We start from the raw sequence: 16039 nt of genomic DNA, 5'->3' as shown, positions 1-16039 counted from the left end.
AGCTTCATCGGGCCGGCCGCCGTCTTCCGGTATGGGGCTCTGCCCGCGCTTTTCGCCGTCTCTGTCCGCGCCAAAACGCTCTTTGGAAACCCCCAAAGCTTCATTGGGCCGGCCGCCGCCTTTCAACATGGGGCTCTGCCCGCGCTTTACGCCGTCTCTGTCTACGCCGGGTCCGCCGCCGAAAGACGCGAAACGGCCGCCGCAGAAACTCTGCGGCGGCCTCTTCCATGCCGTCTTACACCGAATCAGGACGCGCTGTCCCGCCGGGCCCGCGGCGTCACGCGGCGGGCGGTGGAAATTTGCAGGCGGGAAGGCCTGCGGGCGGGATCCCGGGTGTACTCCGGCTCCCCCTCCCCCTTGGCGCAGGCGCCGGTGATCCGGATGCCCGCGACCGTGCAGTCGGAGGGCGCCTCGTACATGAGGTTCCCGAGCACGTCCTCGATGATCGCGCGCAGCCCGCGCGCGCCCGTCTTGCGCTCGATCGCCTTGTCGGCGATCGCCTCGAGCGCCTCCTGGTCGAAGGAGAGCTCGATGTTGTCGAGCGAGAAGAGCTGCTGGTACTGGCGCACCATCGAATTCTTCGGCTCGGTCAGGATTTTGACGAGCGCCTCCCGGTCGAGCGGTTCCAGCACGGTGAGCACCGGCGTGCGCCCGACCAGCTCGGGGATGAGCCCGAAACGGACAAGGTCCTGCGGGATGACCTGCTGCACGAGCTGGTCCTTCTGCTTGGAGTCCTTGATCGTCGACCCGAAGCCGATCGAAGATTTATCGGTGCGGCGCTCGATGATCTTTTCGATCCCCTCGAACGCGCCGCCGCAGATGAAGAGGATATCCTTGGTGTCGATCTGGATGAATTCCTGCTGGGGATGCTTGCGCCCGCCCTGCGGCGGGACGTTGGCGACGGTGCCCTCCAGAATCTTGAGCAGCGCCTGCTGGACCCCCTCGCCCGACACGTCGCGGGTGATCGAGGGGTTCTCGCTCTTGCGGGAGATCTTGTCGATCTCGTCGATATAGATGATGCCCTTCTGCGCGCGCTCGACGTCGTAGTCCGCCGCCTGCAAAAGGCGCAGCAGGATGTTTTCCACATCCTCGCCCACATAGCCCGCCTCGGTCAGCGTCGTGGCGTCCGCGATGGCGAAGGGGACGTTGAGCATCTTGGCGAGGGTCTGGGCGAGCAGCGTCTTGCCCACGCCGGTGGGTCCGAGCATGAGGATGTTGGTCTTGCCGAGCTCCACCTCGCTCGTGTCGCCGAAATAGATGCGTTTGTAGTGGTTGTAGACCGCCACGGACAGCGCGATCTTCGCGCGGTCCTGCCCGATCACGTATTCGTCCAGCCGCTCCTTGATCTCACGCGGCTTGAGCACGGTGATCTGCTGCTCGGGACGGCTCTGGCGGGGCCGCTGCGCGGGCATGTCGTCGTCGAGCACGCTCTGGCAGAGCTCCACACACTCGTTGCAGATGCACACCCCCGGCCCCGCGATCAGCCGCTGGACCTGGTTCTGCATCTTGCCGCAGAAGGAACAGCGCAGTTCCCTCTCGTCGTTCTTCGCCATGGGATACCTCCTGAAAATCTGGATACGCAAAACGCGGCGCCGGTGGGCGCTGCGCTTTTGGGAAAATGTTATTCGTGGTGGCTGAGGATCTTATCGACCAGGCCGTAGTCGAGGGCCTGCTGCGCGGTCATGAAGTTGTCCCGCTCGGTGTCCCGCTCGATGATCTCGAGCGGCTGGCCGGTCTGCTCGGAGAGCAGGCGGTTGAGCTTTTCGCGGGTGCGGATGATCCAGTCGGTGTGGATCTTCATGTCGGTGGCCTGGCCCTGCGCGCCGCCCGACGGCTGGTGGATCATGATCTCGGCGTTGGGCAGCGCGATCCGCTTGCCCTTGGCGCCCGACGAGAGCAGAAACGCGCCCATCGACGCGCCGAGCCCCATGCAGATGGTCGAGACGTCGCACTTGATATAGTTCATCGTGTCGTAGATCGCCATGCCCGCCGTGACCGAGCCGCCCGGGCTGTTGATGTAGAGGTGGATGTCCTTGTCGGGGTCCTGCCCCTCGAGGTAGAGCATCTGCGCGATCACCAGGCTGGCGGAGGTGTCGTTGACCTCCTCGCACAGCATGACGATGCGGTCGTTGAGCAGCCGCGAAAAGATGTCGTAGCTGCGCTCGCCCCGGTTCGTCTGCTCGATGACCATCGGCACCAGGCTCATGGCCGCGCTTCCCATTGTTAGGCTCATTGTGAAATTACCTCCTGTCGGATTCGTTCTGCCGCAAACCAATCCTCTATGCTCCAAAAGTTTTACCGGCGCGGCGGCTGGCCGCCGTGCCGGTATGTAGGCAGTCTTATTCGGCCGACCCGTCCGCGGGCTCCGCCGCCGGGGCTTCCTCCACCTTCGCCTTCTTGGCGCGCGGCTTGGAGGCCTTCTTCGGCTTCTCCTCCTTGGCGGGCTCCTCCCTGACCTCCTTCACGACGGCGCTGTCGCGCACAAGGTCGAGCGCCTTGCCCATCGCGAGGTTCTGGGCGATCTCCTTCTCCGGAACGATGTTCCTGAGCTTGTCGGCCTCCATGCTGTAGTTCTTCGCGAGCTTGTCATACTCGGCGGCGATCTCCTCGGCGGTCGGCTCGATCTTCTCGAGCTCGACGATCTTTTCGAGCGCCAGGCGGGTCTTGACCTGCGATTCGGCCTGCGGGACGAAGCCCTTGCGGAAGCCGTCCATATCAGTGCCCGCGTACTGCAAATAGGTCGGCAGGTTGAGCCCCTGCGACTGCAGACGGTACTCGAAGTCGCGCACCATCTCGTCGATGCGGCTGTCATACATGCACTGGGGGATGTCGGCCACGAGCTTTTCGCAGACGGTATCCATCAGCTTGTTTTCCATCTCGGTTTCAGCCTGGCTGTCATGACGCTCCTGCGCCTTCTTCTTGAGGTCGGCCTTCAGCTCGTCGAGCGTGTCGAACTCGCTGACGTCCTTGGCGAACTCGTCGTCCAGCAGCGGCAGCTCCTTCATCTTGAGCTCGTGCAGCGTGCACTTGAAGACAGCGGGCTTGCCCTTTAATTCCTCGGCGTGGTAGTTCTCCGGGAAGCTCACGTTCACCTCGAACGACTCGCCGACGCTGTGGCCGACGACCTGCTCCTCGAAGCCGGGGATGAAGCTGTTGGAGCCCAGCTCGAGCGGGTATTTCTCGCCCTTGCCGCCCTCGAACGCCTCGCCGTCGACAAAGCCCTCGAAATCGATCACGGCGGTGTCGCCGTTCATGGCGGCGCGGCCCTCCACGGCGATCACGCGGCCGCCCTGCTCCTGCATGCGGGAGAGCTCGGCGTCGACCTCGGCGTCGGTCGCCTCGACGACCTTCTTCTCCACCTCGATGCCCTTGTAGCCCTCGATGGAGACCTCCGGCTTGACGGTGACGGTCGCCTTGAAGGAGTAGCCGTCCTTCGAGACGTCGAGCACCTCGATATCGGCGCGGTCGACCGGCTCGATGCCCTTTTCCTCGACGGCGGCGTCGTAGGCCGCGGGGTAGGTGTTGTTGACGGCCTCCTCATAGAAAACGCCCTCGCCGTACAGCTTTTCGATCATCTTGCGGGGGGCCTTGCCGCGGCGGAAGCCGGGAACGGTCATCCGCTTGACGTTCTTTTTGAACACCTCGTCGACCGCCTTGCCGAACGTCTCGGCGTCGACGGTGATGGTGAGCTCTACCTTTTTGTCCTCGTTGGTCTTCATTTCTGTTACTGCCATTCTACTTCCTCCTGAAAAATGTTCCGTTCCCCTGCATCTTCCGCTTTTCCTGGAGGAACGATTCGGGCGCTATAAACCCACTATCTTGGTATTATATCAAATCGGACGGGACTTGCCAATAGATAATTTGTGAATTTCCCGCGTTTTTTCAGCCTTCCCGGCCGGTTTCCACCAGCACCGGGTCAAATTTCAGGTAGTCGCCGCTCACCAGCCGAAAGCGGATGCCCTCGTAGCTCCCGTCGATCGCCCAGCGGCACCCCTCGGCGTGGATGTGACCGTAGTAGCAGCGGCGGACGCCGTGCTTTTTGAGCACCTCGAGGATCTGCGGCGAGACGCTCTCGCCGTAGACGGGCGGGTAGTGCAGAAAAACGACCGGCTCCAGCCCGGTCTTTTCCGCCTCCGCGATCGAAAGCTCCAGCCGGATGCACTCCCGGTTGATGATCTTGTCGTCGAACGCCTCCCCCGTCTCGAAGAGCCACCCCCGCGAGCCGCAGACGGCGATCCCGTCGGCCGTAACGCAGTTATTATGGAGGATTTCCAGCGTGTTTAATCCGTGCGCCGAAAAAAAGGCGTGCACCTTGGAGCGGGTGCTCCACCAGTAGTCGTGGTTGCCCTTGAGCAGGATCTTGCGCCCGGGCAGCGCCTCGAGAAATTGGAAATCCGCGAGCGCCCCCTCGAGCGACATCCCCCACGAGGTGTCGCCGGGCAGCACTACGGTGTCCTCCTCCCCGACCTTCGCGCGCCACGCCCGCCCGATGCGCGCGACGTAGTTTTCCCACCCGGGGAAAACGTCCATCGGGTGCCCGCTCGTCAGCGAGAGGTGCAGGTCGCCGATTGTGTAGACCGCGATTGCGATCGCCTCCTTTTTGCCGGGCCGGTCTCCCGGGGAAGCCCCGGAAAACAGCCCCGCTTACATCCCGCAGGGAGGTTCTCCCCGCGCGTCGTACCGCTCGAAAAACGCCATCGCGTTTTGAAAAAAGAGCTTTTGGGCCAGCTTTTCGCCGTACTCCGCCTTCACCCGGCCGTAGAGCCCGCCGATCCTCTCGGCCGGCTCCAGCCAGGAGGGCACGTCGGTGCCGTCGTAGTCGGAGCCGAGCGCCACGGCGTCCTCCCCGCCGAGCGCGAGGAAGTGGCCCAGGTGCGCCGAGAGCGCCGCGTAGGAGGGGTCGGGGTCGTCCGCCGCGATGAAGTGGGTGGAGAAGTTGAGCCCCACGACGCCGCCCGCCGCCGCGACCGCCCGGAACTGGTCGTCGGTGAGGTTGCGCCCATGCCCGCAGACCGCGCGGGAATCCGAATGGGTCGCGATAAACGGGCGCCTCGCGCGTTTCTGCACCTCCCAGAAGCCGCTGTCGCTCAGGTGGGAGACGTCGACGACGATTCCCGCCTCCTCGAGCAGCGGGAGCGCCTCCCGTCCGAGGGGGGTGAGCCCCTCGTCGCAGGCCATGCCGCTGCCCAGCTCGTTTTTACCGTTCCAGGTGAGGGTCAGGACGCGCACGCCGCATTCCCGCAGCCGCGCGATCCGCCCGAGGTCCCCGGCGAGCGCCGAGCCGCCCTCCACCGTGAGCAGCGCCGCGCACCTTCCCCCGGAAATGATCTCCCGGATGTCCGCCGCCGTGAACGCCTGCGCGGCGAGGTCGGCGTTCTCCGCGAGCTGCCCGGTGAAGAACCGGTAACAGCTCTCAAAATAATCGACCGCGGCCTCGCCGCGGTATTCGTCCGGCATGAAGATCGCAAAGCACTGGCACCAGTCGTAGCAGGCCATCCGGCCGAGCGCGAGGTGCGCGCCGTTTTGCCGCAGGCTCCGGTCGCCCGGCGCGAGGCGTTCGCCGTCGTGCAGGCGGGTGACGGTGTCGCAGTGCAGGTCAAATAAATACATCCAGATCCCCCGTATCGTACGCGCCCGCCAGGTGGGCCCAGCGGGTCACCACATTCGAGCCGGGCCGCTCGGTCACGACCTCGAAGAGGTCGAAACGCGGCTGGACCGCCCCTGTATTGTATATGCCGCGCTCCCGCAGATATGCCACGGCGGCCAGCGCGATCCGCCTGCGCTGCGCCCTGGTGACGCTCGCGGCCGGGGCGGCCAGCGCGCTTTGCGCGCGGGTCTTGACCTCGACGAAGGCGATGACCCCATCCTTTTGCAGGATGAGGTCGATCTCATGGCGCCCGCTGCGCCAGTTGCGCGCGAGGATCTCGTACCCCGCCTCCGCGAGCTTCTTTGCGGCGAACTCCTCCCCCAGCGTCCCGCGCTGCCGCGTCGTCGCCGTCATTTGAGGAGCTTTTTGAGGAAGGTGCGGCGGTGTACCGGCGAGGGGCCGTACCGTTCCAGCATCTCGTAGTGGAGCCTGGTGCCGTAGCCCTTGTGCTGCGCGAACCGGTATTCGGGGTACTTTTGGTCGAGCTCCTTCATATAGCGGTCCCGCGCGACCTTCGCCAAAATCGACGCCGCCGCGATCGACGCGCTCCTGCCGTCCCCGCCGATGATCGTCTGGGTGGCGAAGCCGAGCCCCGGGTCGCAGTTGCCGTCGACGAGCGCGAGGTCGGGCTTCACCGAAAGCCCTTCCGCCGCGCGGCGCATCGCGAGCATCGCCGCCCGCAGGATGTTCATTTCATCGATCTCCGCAACCGACGCGGCCGCGATGCTATAGGCCGCGGCCCGCGCGGTGATCTCGTCAAAGAGCGCCTCGCGCTTTTTTTCCGTGAGCTTCTTCGAGTCGTTGACCCCCGCGATCTCGACGCCGCGCGGCAGAATGACCGCCGCGGCGTACACGTCCCCCGCGAGCGGCCCGCGCCCCGCCTCGTCGATGCCGCAGACGGCGGAAAACCCCTGGTCGTAGGCGATCAGCTCATACTGGTACAGGTCCATGTCAGTCCTCCGGCGGCAGTTCCAGCGTCAGCCTGCCGAGCTTTCCGCTGCGGAATTCGTCGAGCACGGTGATCGCCGCCCGCTCGGTGTTGACCTCGCCGCCCGGGAGGAGCATCCCGCGCTTTTTCCCCACGAGGCAGAGCAGCCCGTAGGCGTCGAGCCCGTCCGTCTCCCCCTCCTTCAGGTGATAGCGCGCGGCGAGCTGCGCCGGGTATTCGGCGTTTAAAAGCCAGAGCAGCCGCATCGCGAGCAGCTCGGCGTCGAGCACGTCGTCCTTGACCGCGCCCGTGAAGGCGAGCCGCTCCCCGACGGCGGGGTCCTCGAACTTGGGCCAGAGCACTCCCGGCATGTCCAGCAGGTCGATCCCGCCCGCGAGCGACACCCACTGCCGCCCGCGCGTCACGCCCGGGCGGTCCTCCACCTTCGCGCGCTTCGCGCCCGCGAGGCGGTTGATGAGGGAGGACTTGCCGACGTTGGGGATGCCAACGATCATCATGCGGATCGGCTGGCCGCTCATTCCCTTCTCCGCCCGGCGCGCGAGCTGCGCGGAAAGCGCACTCTTTACGAGCGGCAGAAACGCCCCCAGCCCCTTGCCGCTGCGGCAGTCGGTCGCGATGGCGGGGACGCCCTTTCGGGCATAGTAATCCACCCAGCGGCGGGTCGCCCCGTCGTCGGCGGAATCGCATTTATTGAGCAGGATCACGCGGGGCTTCTGCCCCACGAGCTTGTCGATCTCCGGATTGCGGCTCGACGCGGGAATCCGCGCGTCGGTCAGCTCGACGACGATGTCGACGAGCTTCAGGCTCTCGCTCATCAGCCGCCGGGTTTTGGCCATGTGCCCCGGGAACCACTGGATCGACGGGACCTCTGCCGCCGGGACGCCGGGCTGCTGGGTACTCATGAAATCCCTCCGAACTTGTTGAATGGGAAGAAGCGGAAGACCGCCTTGCCCATGATGTGGCGGACGTCGACCATGCCGATGTCGCTCGACCGGCTGTCGAGCGAATGGTTGCGGTTGTCCCCCATCACGAAGACGCAACCCGCCGGCACCTTCACCGGGAAGGAGATGTCGTACTGGAGCATCGTGGGTTCGTTGATGTAGGGCTCATCGAGCAGGGTGTCGTTGCGCCACACCTCCCCCGACGCGAAATCGATGAAGATGACGTCCCCCTCCTTGCCGATCACCCGCTTGACGATCGCGTCCTCGTCGGTGATCGAGCGGTCGACGACGACCACGTCGCCGTATTCCGGCGCGTAGCCCGCCTGCTGGAGGATCAGCCGCTCGCCGTTGTGGAGGGTCGGCAGCATCGAAATGCCGTTGACCGTCGCGAGCCGCGCGAAAAAGGTGAAGATGAGCAGGAAGGCGAGCAGCGGCACCAAAAACGATTCCACCCACTCGTACGCCTCGCTCACCGCGCTTTTCGCCTCCGGCTGATTGTCCCTGTATTCCGCAGCGTCCATCTGCATCCTCTCCATTCCAGTCATTCTGTCGTCAGTCGATCTCCCCCGCCCTGCCCGCCGGCAGGAAGCGGTAGACCGCCTTGCCCATCACCCGCCGCAGGTCGATCATGCCGATCTCCCGCGTACGGCTGTCGGCCGAGTGGTTGCGGTTGTCCCCCATCACGAAGACGCTCCCCTCGGGCACCGTCACCGGGAACTTCACGTCCCGTCGGGTGAGGGTGGGCTCGTTTAAGTAGGGCTCGTCCAGCGTCTGCCCGTTGCGGCGGACCTGCCCGGTTTCAAAGTCGATGTCGATCTCGTCCCCCGCGCGGCCGATCACCCGCTTGATGATCGGCGGCTCCCCCTTCTGGCTGCGGTCGATGACGACCACGTCGCCGTATTGGGGGTCGTGGTAGCCCGCCTGCACCAGCAGCAGGCGGTCGCCGTCGCGCAGGGTGGGCAGCATCGAGGGGCCGGACACCGTCGCGGTGCGCGCCGCGAACGCAAAGATCAGCAGGATGACCCCCACCGCGATCACGCACGACTCCACCCATTCGTACACCTCGGCCACCGCGCCGCGGCGCCGTTCCCTGGCGTTCAGGGAGTTCTTGATGTCGTAGCGGAAGTCGTGTTCCCGCCGCGCGTCCTGTCGGGTCCTGTACTGCTGTTCCAACATACGCCCATCCTTCCGGAAGCCCGGACCTTTCCATTGATAGATTTTCAGTATAACACACCCCGTCCCGCGATTCAAGGCGGACGGCGCCGGCCGGGGCGCGGCCGAAGAATCGGAAAAAGAAAAGGGACGTTTTCACGTCCCCAGCCTGCGGGGCCGCCCGCAGGCTGCACGAGGGGGAACCGGATCGCCGCGGCCCGCGGCCTTGCTCCCTCATCCCCCTCGTGTGCGCCCCCTTTTTCAAGGGGAGTTTTGTCCGGCACATGTCCGGACAAAACAGAAAGGGACGTTTTCACGTCCCTTTCAAAAGCGTTCTTATCGAATGGTGTCCTTGACCTTGGCGGCCTTGCCGACGCGGTCACGCAGGTAGTAGAGCTTGCTGCGGCGGACGCGTCCGTTCCTGACCAGCTCCACCTTGTCGATGTTGGGGGAATGGATGGGGAAAACCCTCTCGACGCCGCAGCCGTGGGCCACGCGGCGGACGGTGAAGGTCTCGGAGATGCCGCCGTGTTTCTTGGCGATGACCGTTCCCTCAAAAACCTGAACCCTCTTCTTCTCGCCCTCTTTGATCCAAACGTGTACCTTGACGGTATCGCCGATCTCGATCTTGGGCAGCTCTGCTTTCGTGCAATCGGTGACGATCTGCTTCAAAGCGTCCATTACTGCTTCCTCCTTATTTTTTGCAGACATTCATGCCCAAAATCGATGGCAGAGGACTGTCCGGTTTCATGTTCAATCCGGCTGGATTGGGCGTGAAATCCCGTTGCAGGATCACAACGTTCATTACATGCTTATATAGGATACCACAGGGGAATCCAAAATGCAAGTATTTTCTTCCTGTTTTTTACGAATTTACGATGAGCGCGATGAACTCGAGCGGCGTCTCCCCCGCGTTTGCGATGCTGTGCCCCTGGCCCGACGCGGTGTGCGCGCAGTCTCCCGGGGAGAGCGTGACCTCGGTGCCGTTGTCATTGTAGCGCGCTTCGCCCGCGAGGATGTAAAAGGTCTCGCTCTCGCCCTGGTGCTCGTGGTAGCCGATCGAGCAGCCGGGCGCGAGGACCATGTGATTGAAGAGCCTGCCGTGCCCGCAGAACTGCCCGGGCTGCAAAAGCTCCTTCATGCGCACCTCCCCGTCGCCGCCGCGCATCTGCGTCTTGACCGTCTCGGGAAGCTCCCGTTTTCTTGTAATCATCCTGCATGCCTCCTATTCAAATGGGTTTCCATCCTGGTCCAGAACCGCGGTGCGCACCACCCGCATCCAGTCCGCGCGCACCCCCTCCTCCGCCGCGAACGCGTCGAGCAGCAGGGTGGGGTTGAGGTTGAGCGTGTTGCCGGCGGCGGCGCGCATCGTAAAAACGAGGGTGTCGCCCGCCGCGCGCTCCTCCCGCACCGAAAAGTGCGGCTTCGCGTCGATCACGCGCTCCCCCTTTTTGCCCTTCTTGACGACGGGGACCGTCTCCCGGTTCCGCCACGCCGCGAATTTTTCCGCGGCGGCCTCCGCCGTCATCCCGTCGAACTCCTGGGTGATCTCGTAGTCCGCCCACGCGATCGCCTCCGGCTTCTGTCCGGCCGGAGCCGCGCGGTAGCAGCGGACCCCCTCGGGCAGCACGGCGTTGAGGCGCTCCACCACCTCCTCCATCGGCAGCTCCCCGGTGAGGCGGAAATCCATCGACTCGCAGGTGCTCTCATAGCCAAGCGCGAGCGGCAGCGCGAAGGTCAGGTAGACGTGCGGGTGGAAGCCGAGGGTGTGCCACACCGGCAGTCCCGAGCGCTTGAGCGCGCGGGAGATACAGCGCACCATGTCGAGGTGGGAGATGTATTTGATCCGCCCGAGCTTCCGGTAAAAGACCCGGACGGTCATTTTGAAGAGCTCATTTCCCAAAGCAGGCACCTCCCACCAGCTTGTTCGCGCCGCAGCCGGAGCAGTTGATGCGGCAGTGGGGCGTCACCTGCGCGGCGAGCGCGCGCTCGTGCTCGCGGATGAGGTACGCCTTCGTCACCCCGTAGTCGAGATGGTCCCACGGCATGACCTCGCCGTAGCTCCTCCGGCGGTTCGCGTAGAAGGAGAAGTCCACGCCGCACACCTCGGCGGCGTCCTCCCACCGCTCCATCGAGAAGAAGTCGTTCCAGCCGTCGAGCTTCGAGCCCAGCCGCCACGCGTATTCGACGACGGGGCACAGCCGCCGGTCGCCGCGCGCGAGCACCGCTTCCAGAAAGCTCGTCGGGCTGTCGTGGTATTTGACGGTGATTTTCTTGCTCTTCACCGTGTCGAGCAGGATGCGCTGCTTGCGCCGCAGCTCCTCCCGCGTGTCCTGCGGCTCGAACTCGAAGGGGGTGAACGGCTTGGGCACGAAGCAGGCGACCGAGACGGTCACGCTGACCCCGCGCCCCTTGGGGCGGTCGGGCAGGCGGTAGAACATGTCGACCACCTTCTGCGCGAGGCGGATGATGCCCGCCACGTCCTCGTCCGTCTCGGTGGGGAGCCCCATCATGAAGTAGAGCTTCACATTGCTGTAGCCCCCCTCGAAGGCGGTGCGGCAGGTGCGCAGCACCTCCTCCTCGGAGACGTTCTTGTTGATGACGTCCCGCAGCCGCTGGGTCCCGGCCTCGGGCGCGAAGGTGAGGGAGGATTTGCGCACCGCCGCGATCCGCTCGACCAGCTCCCTGGAGAAGTTGTCCACCCGCAGCGACGGCAGCGCGATGTTGACCGCGTCCCGCTCGGTCCAGGAGAGCATGTCGTTCAGAAGCGGCTCGAGCTCGGAATAGTCGCTCGTCGAAAGGCTCGTGAGCGACACCTCGTCGTAGCCGGTGTGGTCGCACAGGTCGTGCGCCTGCCGGTCGAGGGTGGCGTGGCGCTTTTCGCGCAGCGGGCGGTAGAGGAACCCCGCCTGGCAGAACCTGCATCCGCGGATGCACCCGCGCAGCACCTCGACCATCGCGCGGTCGTGCACCGTCTCGGTGAAGGGCACGACGAAATCCTTCGGATAGTAGACGCCGTCGAAATCCCTGACGATCCGCTTCAGGACCCGGGCGGGCGCGCCCTCCCGCGGGGTGACGGCTTCGATCGTGCCGTCCTCCCGGTAGCTGACGTCGTAGAGGGAGGGGACGTAGATGCCCCCGATCCGCGCGGCGCGGCGCAGGAAGGTTTGCTTGTCCCAGCCCTCCCGCTTGGCGATCTTGTAGAGGTCGATCAACTCGAGGTTGACCTCCTCCCCCTCGCCGAGGATGAACAGGTCGATGAACGCCGAGATCGGCTCGGGGTTGCAGGCGCAGGGACCTCCCGCCACGACGAGCGGCGAAAGGCCGGTGCGGTCCTTGGAGCGCACCGGCAGCCCCGCGAGGTCGAGCATGTTGAGGATGGCGGTGAAGCTCAGTTCGTATTGCAGCGTGAAGCCGATGAAGTCGAAATCGGTGACGGCGTCGAGGCTCTCGAGCCCGAAGAGGGGGATCCGGTGCTCCCGCATCAGCCGCTCCAGGTCGTCGCCCGGCGCGAACACCCGCTCGCACCAGATATCCTCCCGCTCGTTCATCAGCGAGTAGAGAATCTTCATGCCGAGGTGGGACATCCCCACCTCATAGAGGTCGGGGAAGCAGAAGGCGAACCGCACGTCCACCTTCGCCGGATCCTTTACAATGCTGCCGAGCTCGCCGCCGGTGTAGCGCGCGGGCTTCTGTACCTGCAAAAGCACCCGTTCGAGCGCCTTTCTCACATTCATGATTTGAAACATCCTCTCAAAAAGCTACCCCCCATTTTACATGAAATGGGGGGTAAATGCAAGCTATGCGAACCGGTAGGCTTCGCTTGGATAGGGCTCGCCCGGTCCGGCCGTGCGCCGCAGGTCGGGCAGGGAGTAATAGTCGACCGTCTCCCCCTGCCGCAGCCCGACGGTATAGTCGTTCGGATAGAGGACGCCGCCCGGGAAATAGCCGTCCGGGTCGAAGACCTCCGTCTTTTCCCCGGTGACAAGGTCCAGGACGGTGAACCCGCAGTAGAAGGTCTCGCCGCCCAGGATTGCCTGCATCCCGACGAGGAAGCGCCCGCCGCCCATCAGGCGGGGGAAGGCGTAGCGCGCGGGGATGTTGTCCGTCCGCTGGCCGATCTCCCGGTTGGGGAGCCGGAGCTGTTCCCCCGTGCCGTCGGCGCGGGCGGTCCAGATGCCGTCGTCCGCCGCGTAGGCGATCGTCTCCCCCGAGAGGTCGAAGGAGCCGTCGTCCGGGAGCAGAGCGGTTGCGATGCGGTCGGGCAGGGCGTATTCCTCCACGGGGAGCCGCTGCCCGAACTTGCCGTAGAGCACCGACCCGGAGGTGAGCAGCCGGTAGTCGTACCCCACCCGGTCATAGACGGGCGCGAGCGCGACGGGGCGGGTCTCCCGGTCGAGCCGGACGCCGTCCCCGAAGCTGCGGCCCGTCTTCGCGTCGAACGATTCGACGAACCAGCTCCCGTCCGCCGCGCGGGCCAGCACGGCCACCGATTCCCCCGTCCCGTAGGCGTCGATCGGGGCCGCGCCCGCGCGCTCCGTCTCGCCCGCGAGCAGGGAGTGGAGCGTCAGCGCGCCCGCGCGGTTCCACCGGAGCAGCAGGGTCCCCGCCTGCTGTCCGTCCCGGTAGCGGCAGAGCGCGTAATCGGGCGTGACGCCCGCCACGTAGAACTGTCCGCCCGACGCGGTGAAGAGGGGCTTGTCCTCCCCGTAGGCGGTGAGCTCCACGAGATTCTGCCCGTCGTCCGCGCGGGAAGTCCGCACGGAGAGGTAATTTTCATAGTCCGCGGTGAAGAGCTCCCGCACCCCGCGGTCGAGCATGACCGGGCTTTCCCGCGTCTCGCCCGTCGAGAGGTCGAGCACCGTGTCGACCGTGTCGGAGCGCATCACGACGGTCATATCGTCCGGATAGGCCGTCCCCGAACGCATCGCGCCGAAATTCCGGTAATAGCCGACCGTCCCCGCGACCAGGTCGCAGACCGCCAGCGCGGCGTAATCCGACTGCGCGCCCGGGATCGACGCGACCGCGGTCAGCAGCCTTCCGCCCCCGTGCAGGCGCGGCTCCGTATAGCACGGCTGCGGGAAATCCTCCGGCGCGTTGGCGGGATAGCGGTCCCCCAGCGCCTCGGCGAGGCTGTCGGAGGAAAGCGCCCGCCGCACCGTGCCGCCGGGTCCGGCGAGCCACACCCCCCCGCCGTCGGCGCAGGCGGCGGCCCCGGACGCCGGGTCGAGGTCGTAGCCGCCCGGCCGCTCCCCGGACATCCGCCGCCACAGCTCGAGCGGGAGGCGGTGCTCCTCCGATTTTTCCGGATCGGAGGCGGAGCGGTAGGAGACGACGCCGTTGTCCTGGACGAGACGGTAGTCCCAGCCGTTGAAGGAGGTCCTTTCCATCCGGTCGATCCCGGCTTCCGGTGAAAAGTCGTAAAGCGCCTCCCCGCTCGAGGTGTCGAACGCCTCGAAAAGCGCCTTACCGTCCGCGTCCTCATAGCGGACCAGCAGGACCCCGCCGAGCTGAAGCAGCTCCCGCGGATAGAGGTCCTGCGAGCCGGAATCCGTCGAATCGAGCGGCAGGTACTCCCCCTCGAGGCTCACGGCGTCGGGGAGGGTATTTTTCCCGACCAGCCGGGCGATCCCGTCATAGACCTCCCCGCCGAACAGGTACTGCCCCGTCTCGTCCCCGACCTGGAGCCAGAGCACCGTCTTCCCGGGATACAGCTCGTGGCTCTCCCCGCAGAGGAAGAGCTCGAGGGAACAGACCTTCCCGCCGCCCAGCACGCTCACCTGCTGGTAGCCGAGATCCTCCTCCCCCTCGATGGAACGCATCTCCACCCGCTCAAAGGGCGAGACGGTCAGCAGGTTCGCGATCCCCTCCACCAGCGCGCGGGACATCCTCACCCGCTGGAATTCGCCCGGCGGGTCGATGCGCACGTCGCCGGGACGCGCGCCCGTCAGTTCGGCTTCCATCGCGAGCAGGAGCGGGTCGTCCGTCTTTTCCGGCGCCGGCCGCGCGGGCTCTTTGGCGGGCGCGGGGCCCTCCACGGGCGGCTGCACGCAGCCCGCCGCAAAGAGGCAGAGCGCCAGCGCCAGCAGGACGCAGAGCCATCGTTTCATCAAATCCCCCCTAGCGGTATTTCACGGCGGCCAGCCACGGGCCGTCGCCGTCCACATCTTCAAAATAAACATAGGATTCCGTGAGGTCCCGTGGCCCGAACATGGTCTCATACGGAGCTTTCCAGGGATCGGGCAGCGGGTGGGAACGGTCGTCCGGGTCGTCGAGGGAACAGATATAAAAACGGGTTTCCCTGTTTTCATCCGCGCCGGCCCGAACAAGCGTCCGGGCTTCCAAAAGAAGGTCCGGATATAAATCGCTATAGTGGATTTCATATTTTCGGGTTTCGCCGGTCTGCGCATCCAGAACGACGGTATATGAGGCGCTTTGTGAGATCACATAGCGGTCCTCGACGCCGCACTTGATCGACCCGTTGGTCCGCCTGCCCACTTCCAGCTCTGTCCGCGCTCCTGTTTCCAGATCGCACAGAACCGCGCCCGCATAGTGTTCCCCGTCTCCCGCATACGGAGAAAAGAGCGCGGCCGCCACCTTTTCCCCATTGCAGAGAAACCGCGGAGCGTAGAGAAGATAGGGCGGCGCATCGGGCGTGGCCCCCATCCCGTCGGGCAGATCGCTGTTGTTCAGGATTCTTCGGGCGTTTTCGCCCCGCGCGTCCGAAATCCAAATGCCGTCCTCCGCCGCCCAGGTAAAGGCGTTCCCGCTATAGTCATAGGCGCAGGGCGAATATCTGGTCGAAAGGCCAAACTCCAGCAGCGCGATATTCTCCGGCAGCGGCACGACCGCTTCGGCCGTTTCGTCGGTGCTGCTCCGGTAGAGCATCCGGTCCGTGAGCAGGACCCGGTAGTCATAGGGGCCGTATGAGACCTTCTCCATCCCCCAGACGAGCTCGTCTACCGGAAACCGGTAGCGCATCTCCCCCGAAGACAGGTCAAACGCCCCGATCATCCAATGGAGTTCGGAGCCCTCTCCCTTCCGTTCATACCAGCTGCACACCAGCACGTCTCCCGACTGTAAGAAATCCCCATAGATCAGTTCGCTCTTCCCGATTCCCTCCATGGGCCTCAGGATGACCGCCTCCTCCGGGAACGCTTTGGGGGACTCCTCCGCCGATCCGGGCGCGGGCTCCGATTCCGCCGGGGTAACGCCCGCCGTCACGGGCGGGGAACCGGGCAGCGCCCCGCCGGGAGCGTCCGCCCCCGGGCTTTCGCAGGCGGCCAGCGACAGGCAGAGCAAACCCGCCGCGAGCGTGCAGAGCATCCGTTTCATCCAAAGCCCTCCTCC

At 65.3% G+C, this 16039-nt stretch carries 16 protein-coding genes; all 16 read right to left on the bottom strand.

Annotation, left to right across the window (positions count from 1 at the left end; translation table 11 throughout):
- Positions 1–245: 245 nt before the first annotated feature.
- The 16 genes from clpX to C1A13_RS05085 all read right to left on the bottom strand — a co-directional run bounded on the left by clpX (position 246) and on the right by C1A13_RS05085 (position 16024).
- Positions 246–1553: an ATP-dependent Clp protease ATP-binding subunit ClpX gene (clpX, locus tag C1A13_RS05165; protein WP_101549752.1), complete on the bottom strand. Its 1308-nt coding sequence runs from the start codon at positions 1551–1553 to the stop codon at positions 246–248.
- A gap of 68 nt (positions 1554–1621) precedes the next feature.
- A complete protein-coding gene (gene clpP / locus C1A13_RS05160) occupies positions 1622–2206 on the bottom strand; it encodes an ATP-dependent Clp endopeptidase proteolytic subunit ClpP (protein WP_101553183.1) in 585 nt (194 codons plus the stop codon).
- A 133-nt stretch (positions 2207–2339) separates the two neighbouring features.
- Positions 2340–3734 carry a trigger factor gene (tig, locus tag C1A13_RS05155; protein ID WP_101549750.1) on the bottom strand — a complete coding sequence of 465 codons (1395 nt, stop codon included), beginning with the start codon at positions 3732–3734 and terminating at the stop codon, positions 2340–2342.
- Positions 3735–3882: 148 nt separating this feature from the next.
- Entirely contained in the window at positions 3883–4584 is a 702-nt protein-coding gene (locus C1A13_RS05150) for a metallophosphoesterase (protein ID WP_101549748.1), read from the bottom strand.
- Between the two features lie 60 nt (positions 4585–4644).
- Positions 4645–5610 carry a dipeptidase gene (locus C1A13_RS05145; protein WP_101549746.1) on the bottom strand — a complete coding sequence of 322 codons (966 nt, stop codon included), beginning with the start codon at positions 5608–5610 and terminating at the stop codon, positions 4645–4647.
- Positions 5597–6001 carry a YraN family protein gene (locus C1A13_RS05140; RefSeq protein ID WP_101549745.1) on the bottom strand — a complete coding sequence of 135 codons (405 nt, stop codon included), beginning with the start codon at positions 5999–6001 and terminating at the stop codon, positions 5597–5599. Before C1A13_RS05140 ends, C1A13_RS05145 begins: the two co-directional genes overlap by 14 nt.
- The gene (locus tag C1A13_RS05135) at positions 5998–6597 is read right to left on the bottom strand and encodes a ribonuclease HII (RefSeq protein WP_101549743.1); all 600 of its coding nucleotides are present in this window, start codon (positions 6595–6597) and stop codon (positions 5998–6000) included. The genes C1A13_RS05140 and C1A13_RS05135 overlap by 4 nt, the downstream gene beginning before the upstream one ends.
- Position 6598: 1 nt before the next feature.
- The gene (gene ylqF / locus C1A13_RS05130) at positions 6599–7498 is read right to left on the bottom strand and encodes a ribosome biogenesis GTPase YlqF (RefSeq protein WP_101549741.1); all 900 of its coding nucleotides are present in this window, start codon (positions 7496–7498) and stop codon (positions 6599–6601) included.
- Positions 7495–8058, bottom strand: a complete 564-nt coding sequence (gene lepB, locus C1A13_RS05125; protein WP_172439172.1) for a signal peptidase I — start codon at positions 8056–8058, stop codon at positions 7495–7497. The genes ylqF and lepB (C1A13_RS05125) overlap by 4 nt, the downstream gene beginning before the upstream one ends.
- A gap of 31 nt (positions 8059–8089) precedes the next feature.
- Complete coding sequence (lepB, locus tag C1A13_RS05120; protein ID WP_101549737.1) at positions 8090–8713, bottom strand: signal peptidase I; 624 nt, start codon at positions 8711–8713, stop codon at positions 8090–8092.
- Between the two features lie 312 nt (positions 8714–9025).
- Complete coding sequence (gene rplS, locus C1A13_RS05115) at positions 9026–9370, bottom strand: 50S ribosomal protein L19 (RefSeq protein WP_101549735.1); 345 nt, start codon at positions 9368–9370, stop codon at positions 9026–9028.
- A 184-nt stretch (positions 9371–9554) separates the two neighbouring features.
- A complete protein-coding gene (locus tag C1A13_RS05110; RefSeq protein WP_101549733.1) occupies positions 9555–9902 on the bottom strand; it encodes a cupin domain-containing protein in 348 nt (115 codons plus the stop codon).
- A 12-nt stretch (positions 9903–9914) separates the two neighbouring features.
- Complete coding sequence (locus C1A13_RS05105) at positions 9915–10592, bottom strand: TIGR03936 family radical SAM-associated protein (RefSeq protein ID WP_101549731.1); 678 nt, start codon at positions 10590–10592, stop codon at positions 9915–9917.
- A complete protein-coding gene (locus C1A13_RS05100; protein WP_242970811.1) occupies positions 10582–12426 on the bottom strand; it encodes a TIGR03960 family B12-binding radical SAM protein in 1845 nt (614 codons plus the stop codon). The genes C1A13_RS05105 and C1A13_RS05100 overlap by 11 nt, the downstream gene beginning before the upstream one ends.
- A 63-nt stretch (positions 12427–12489) precedes the next feature.
- A complete protein-coding gene (locus C1A13_RS05095; protein ID WP_146021691.1) occupies positions 12490–14799 on the bottom strand; it encodes a hypothetical protein in 2310 nt (769 codons plus the stop codon).
- 10 nt (positions 14800–14809) lie between these two features.
- Positions 14810–16024, bottom strand: a complete 1215-nt coding sequence (locus C1A13_RS05085; RefSeq protein ID WP_101549723.1) for a hypothetical protein — start codon at positions 16022–16024, stop codon at positions 14810–14812.
- Positions 16025–16039: the final 15 nt, after the last annotated feature.

Source organism: Anaerotruncus massiliensis (ex Togo et al. 2026) (assembly GCF_900199635.1).
Taxonomy (GTDB): domain Bacteria; phylum Bacillota; class Clostridia; order Oscillospirales; family Ruminococcaceae; genus Anaerotruncus; species Anaerotruncus massiliensis.
Note: the sequence above shows the minus strand (reverse complement) of the source record. Positions and strands in the feature narration are given on the sequence as shown.

Coding starts and splice junctions, on each gene's coding strand:
- clpP (WP_101553183.1), bottom strand. CDS start 2,206: ATGAGCCTGGTGCCGATGGTCATCGAGCAGACGAACCGGGGCGAGCGC.
- rplS (WP_101549735.1), bottom strand. CDS start 9,370: ATGGACGCTTTGAAGCAGATCGTCACCGATTGCACGAAAGCAGAGCTG.
- C1A13_RS05085 (WP_101549723.1), bottom strand. CDS start 16,024: ATGAAACGGATGCTCTGCACGCTCGCGGCGGGTTTGCTCTGCCTGTCG.
- C1A13_RS05140 (WP_101549745.1), bottom strand. CDS start 6,001: ATGACGGCGACGACGCGGCAGCGCGGGACGCTGGGGGAGGAGTTCGCC.
- lepB (WP_172439172.1), bottom strand. CDS start 8,058: ATGGACGCTGCGGAATACAGGGACAATCAGCCGGAGGCGAAAAGCGCG.
- C1A13_RS05100 (WP_242970811.1), bottom strand. CDS start 12,426: ATGAATGTGAGAAAGGCGCTCGAACGGGTGCTTTTGCAGGTACAGAAG.
- C1A13_RS05135 (WP_101549743.1), bottom strand. CDS start 6,597: ATGGACCTGTACCAGTATGAGCTGATCGCCTACGACCAGGGGTTTTCC.
- C1A13_RS05145 (WP_101549746.1), bottom strand. CDS start 5,610: ATGTATTTATTTGACCTGCACTGCGACACCGTCACCCGCCTGCACGAC.
- clpX (WP_101549752.1), bottom strand. CDS start 1,553: ATGGCGAAGAACGACGAGAGGGAACTGCGCTGTTCCTTCTGCGGCAAG.
- tig (WP_101549750.1), bottom strand. CDS start 3,734: ATGGCAGTAACAGAAATGAAGACCAACGAGGACAAAAAGGTAGAGCTC.
- lepB (WP_101549737.1), bottom strand. CDS start 8,713: ATGTTGGAACAGCAGTACAGGACCCGACAGGACGCGCGGCGGGAACAC.
- ylqF (WP_101549741.1), bottom strand. CDS start 7,498: ATGAGTACCCAGCAGCCCGGCGTCCCGGCGGCAGAGGTCCCGTCGATC.
- C1A13_RS05110 (WP_101549733.1), bottom strand. CDS start 9,902: ATGATTACAAGAAAACGGGAGCTTCCCGAGACGGTCAAGACGCAGATG.
- C1A13_RS05095 (WP_146021691.1), bottom strand. CDS start 14,799: ATGAAACGATGGCTCTGCGTCCTGCTGGCGCTGGCGCTCTGCCTCTTT.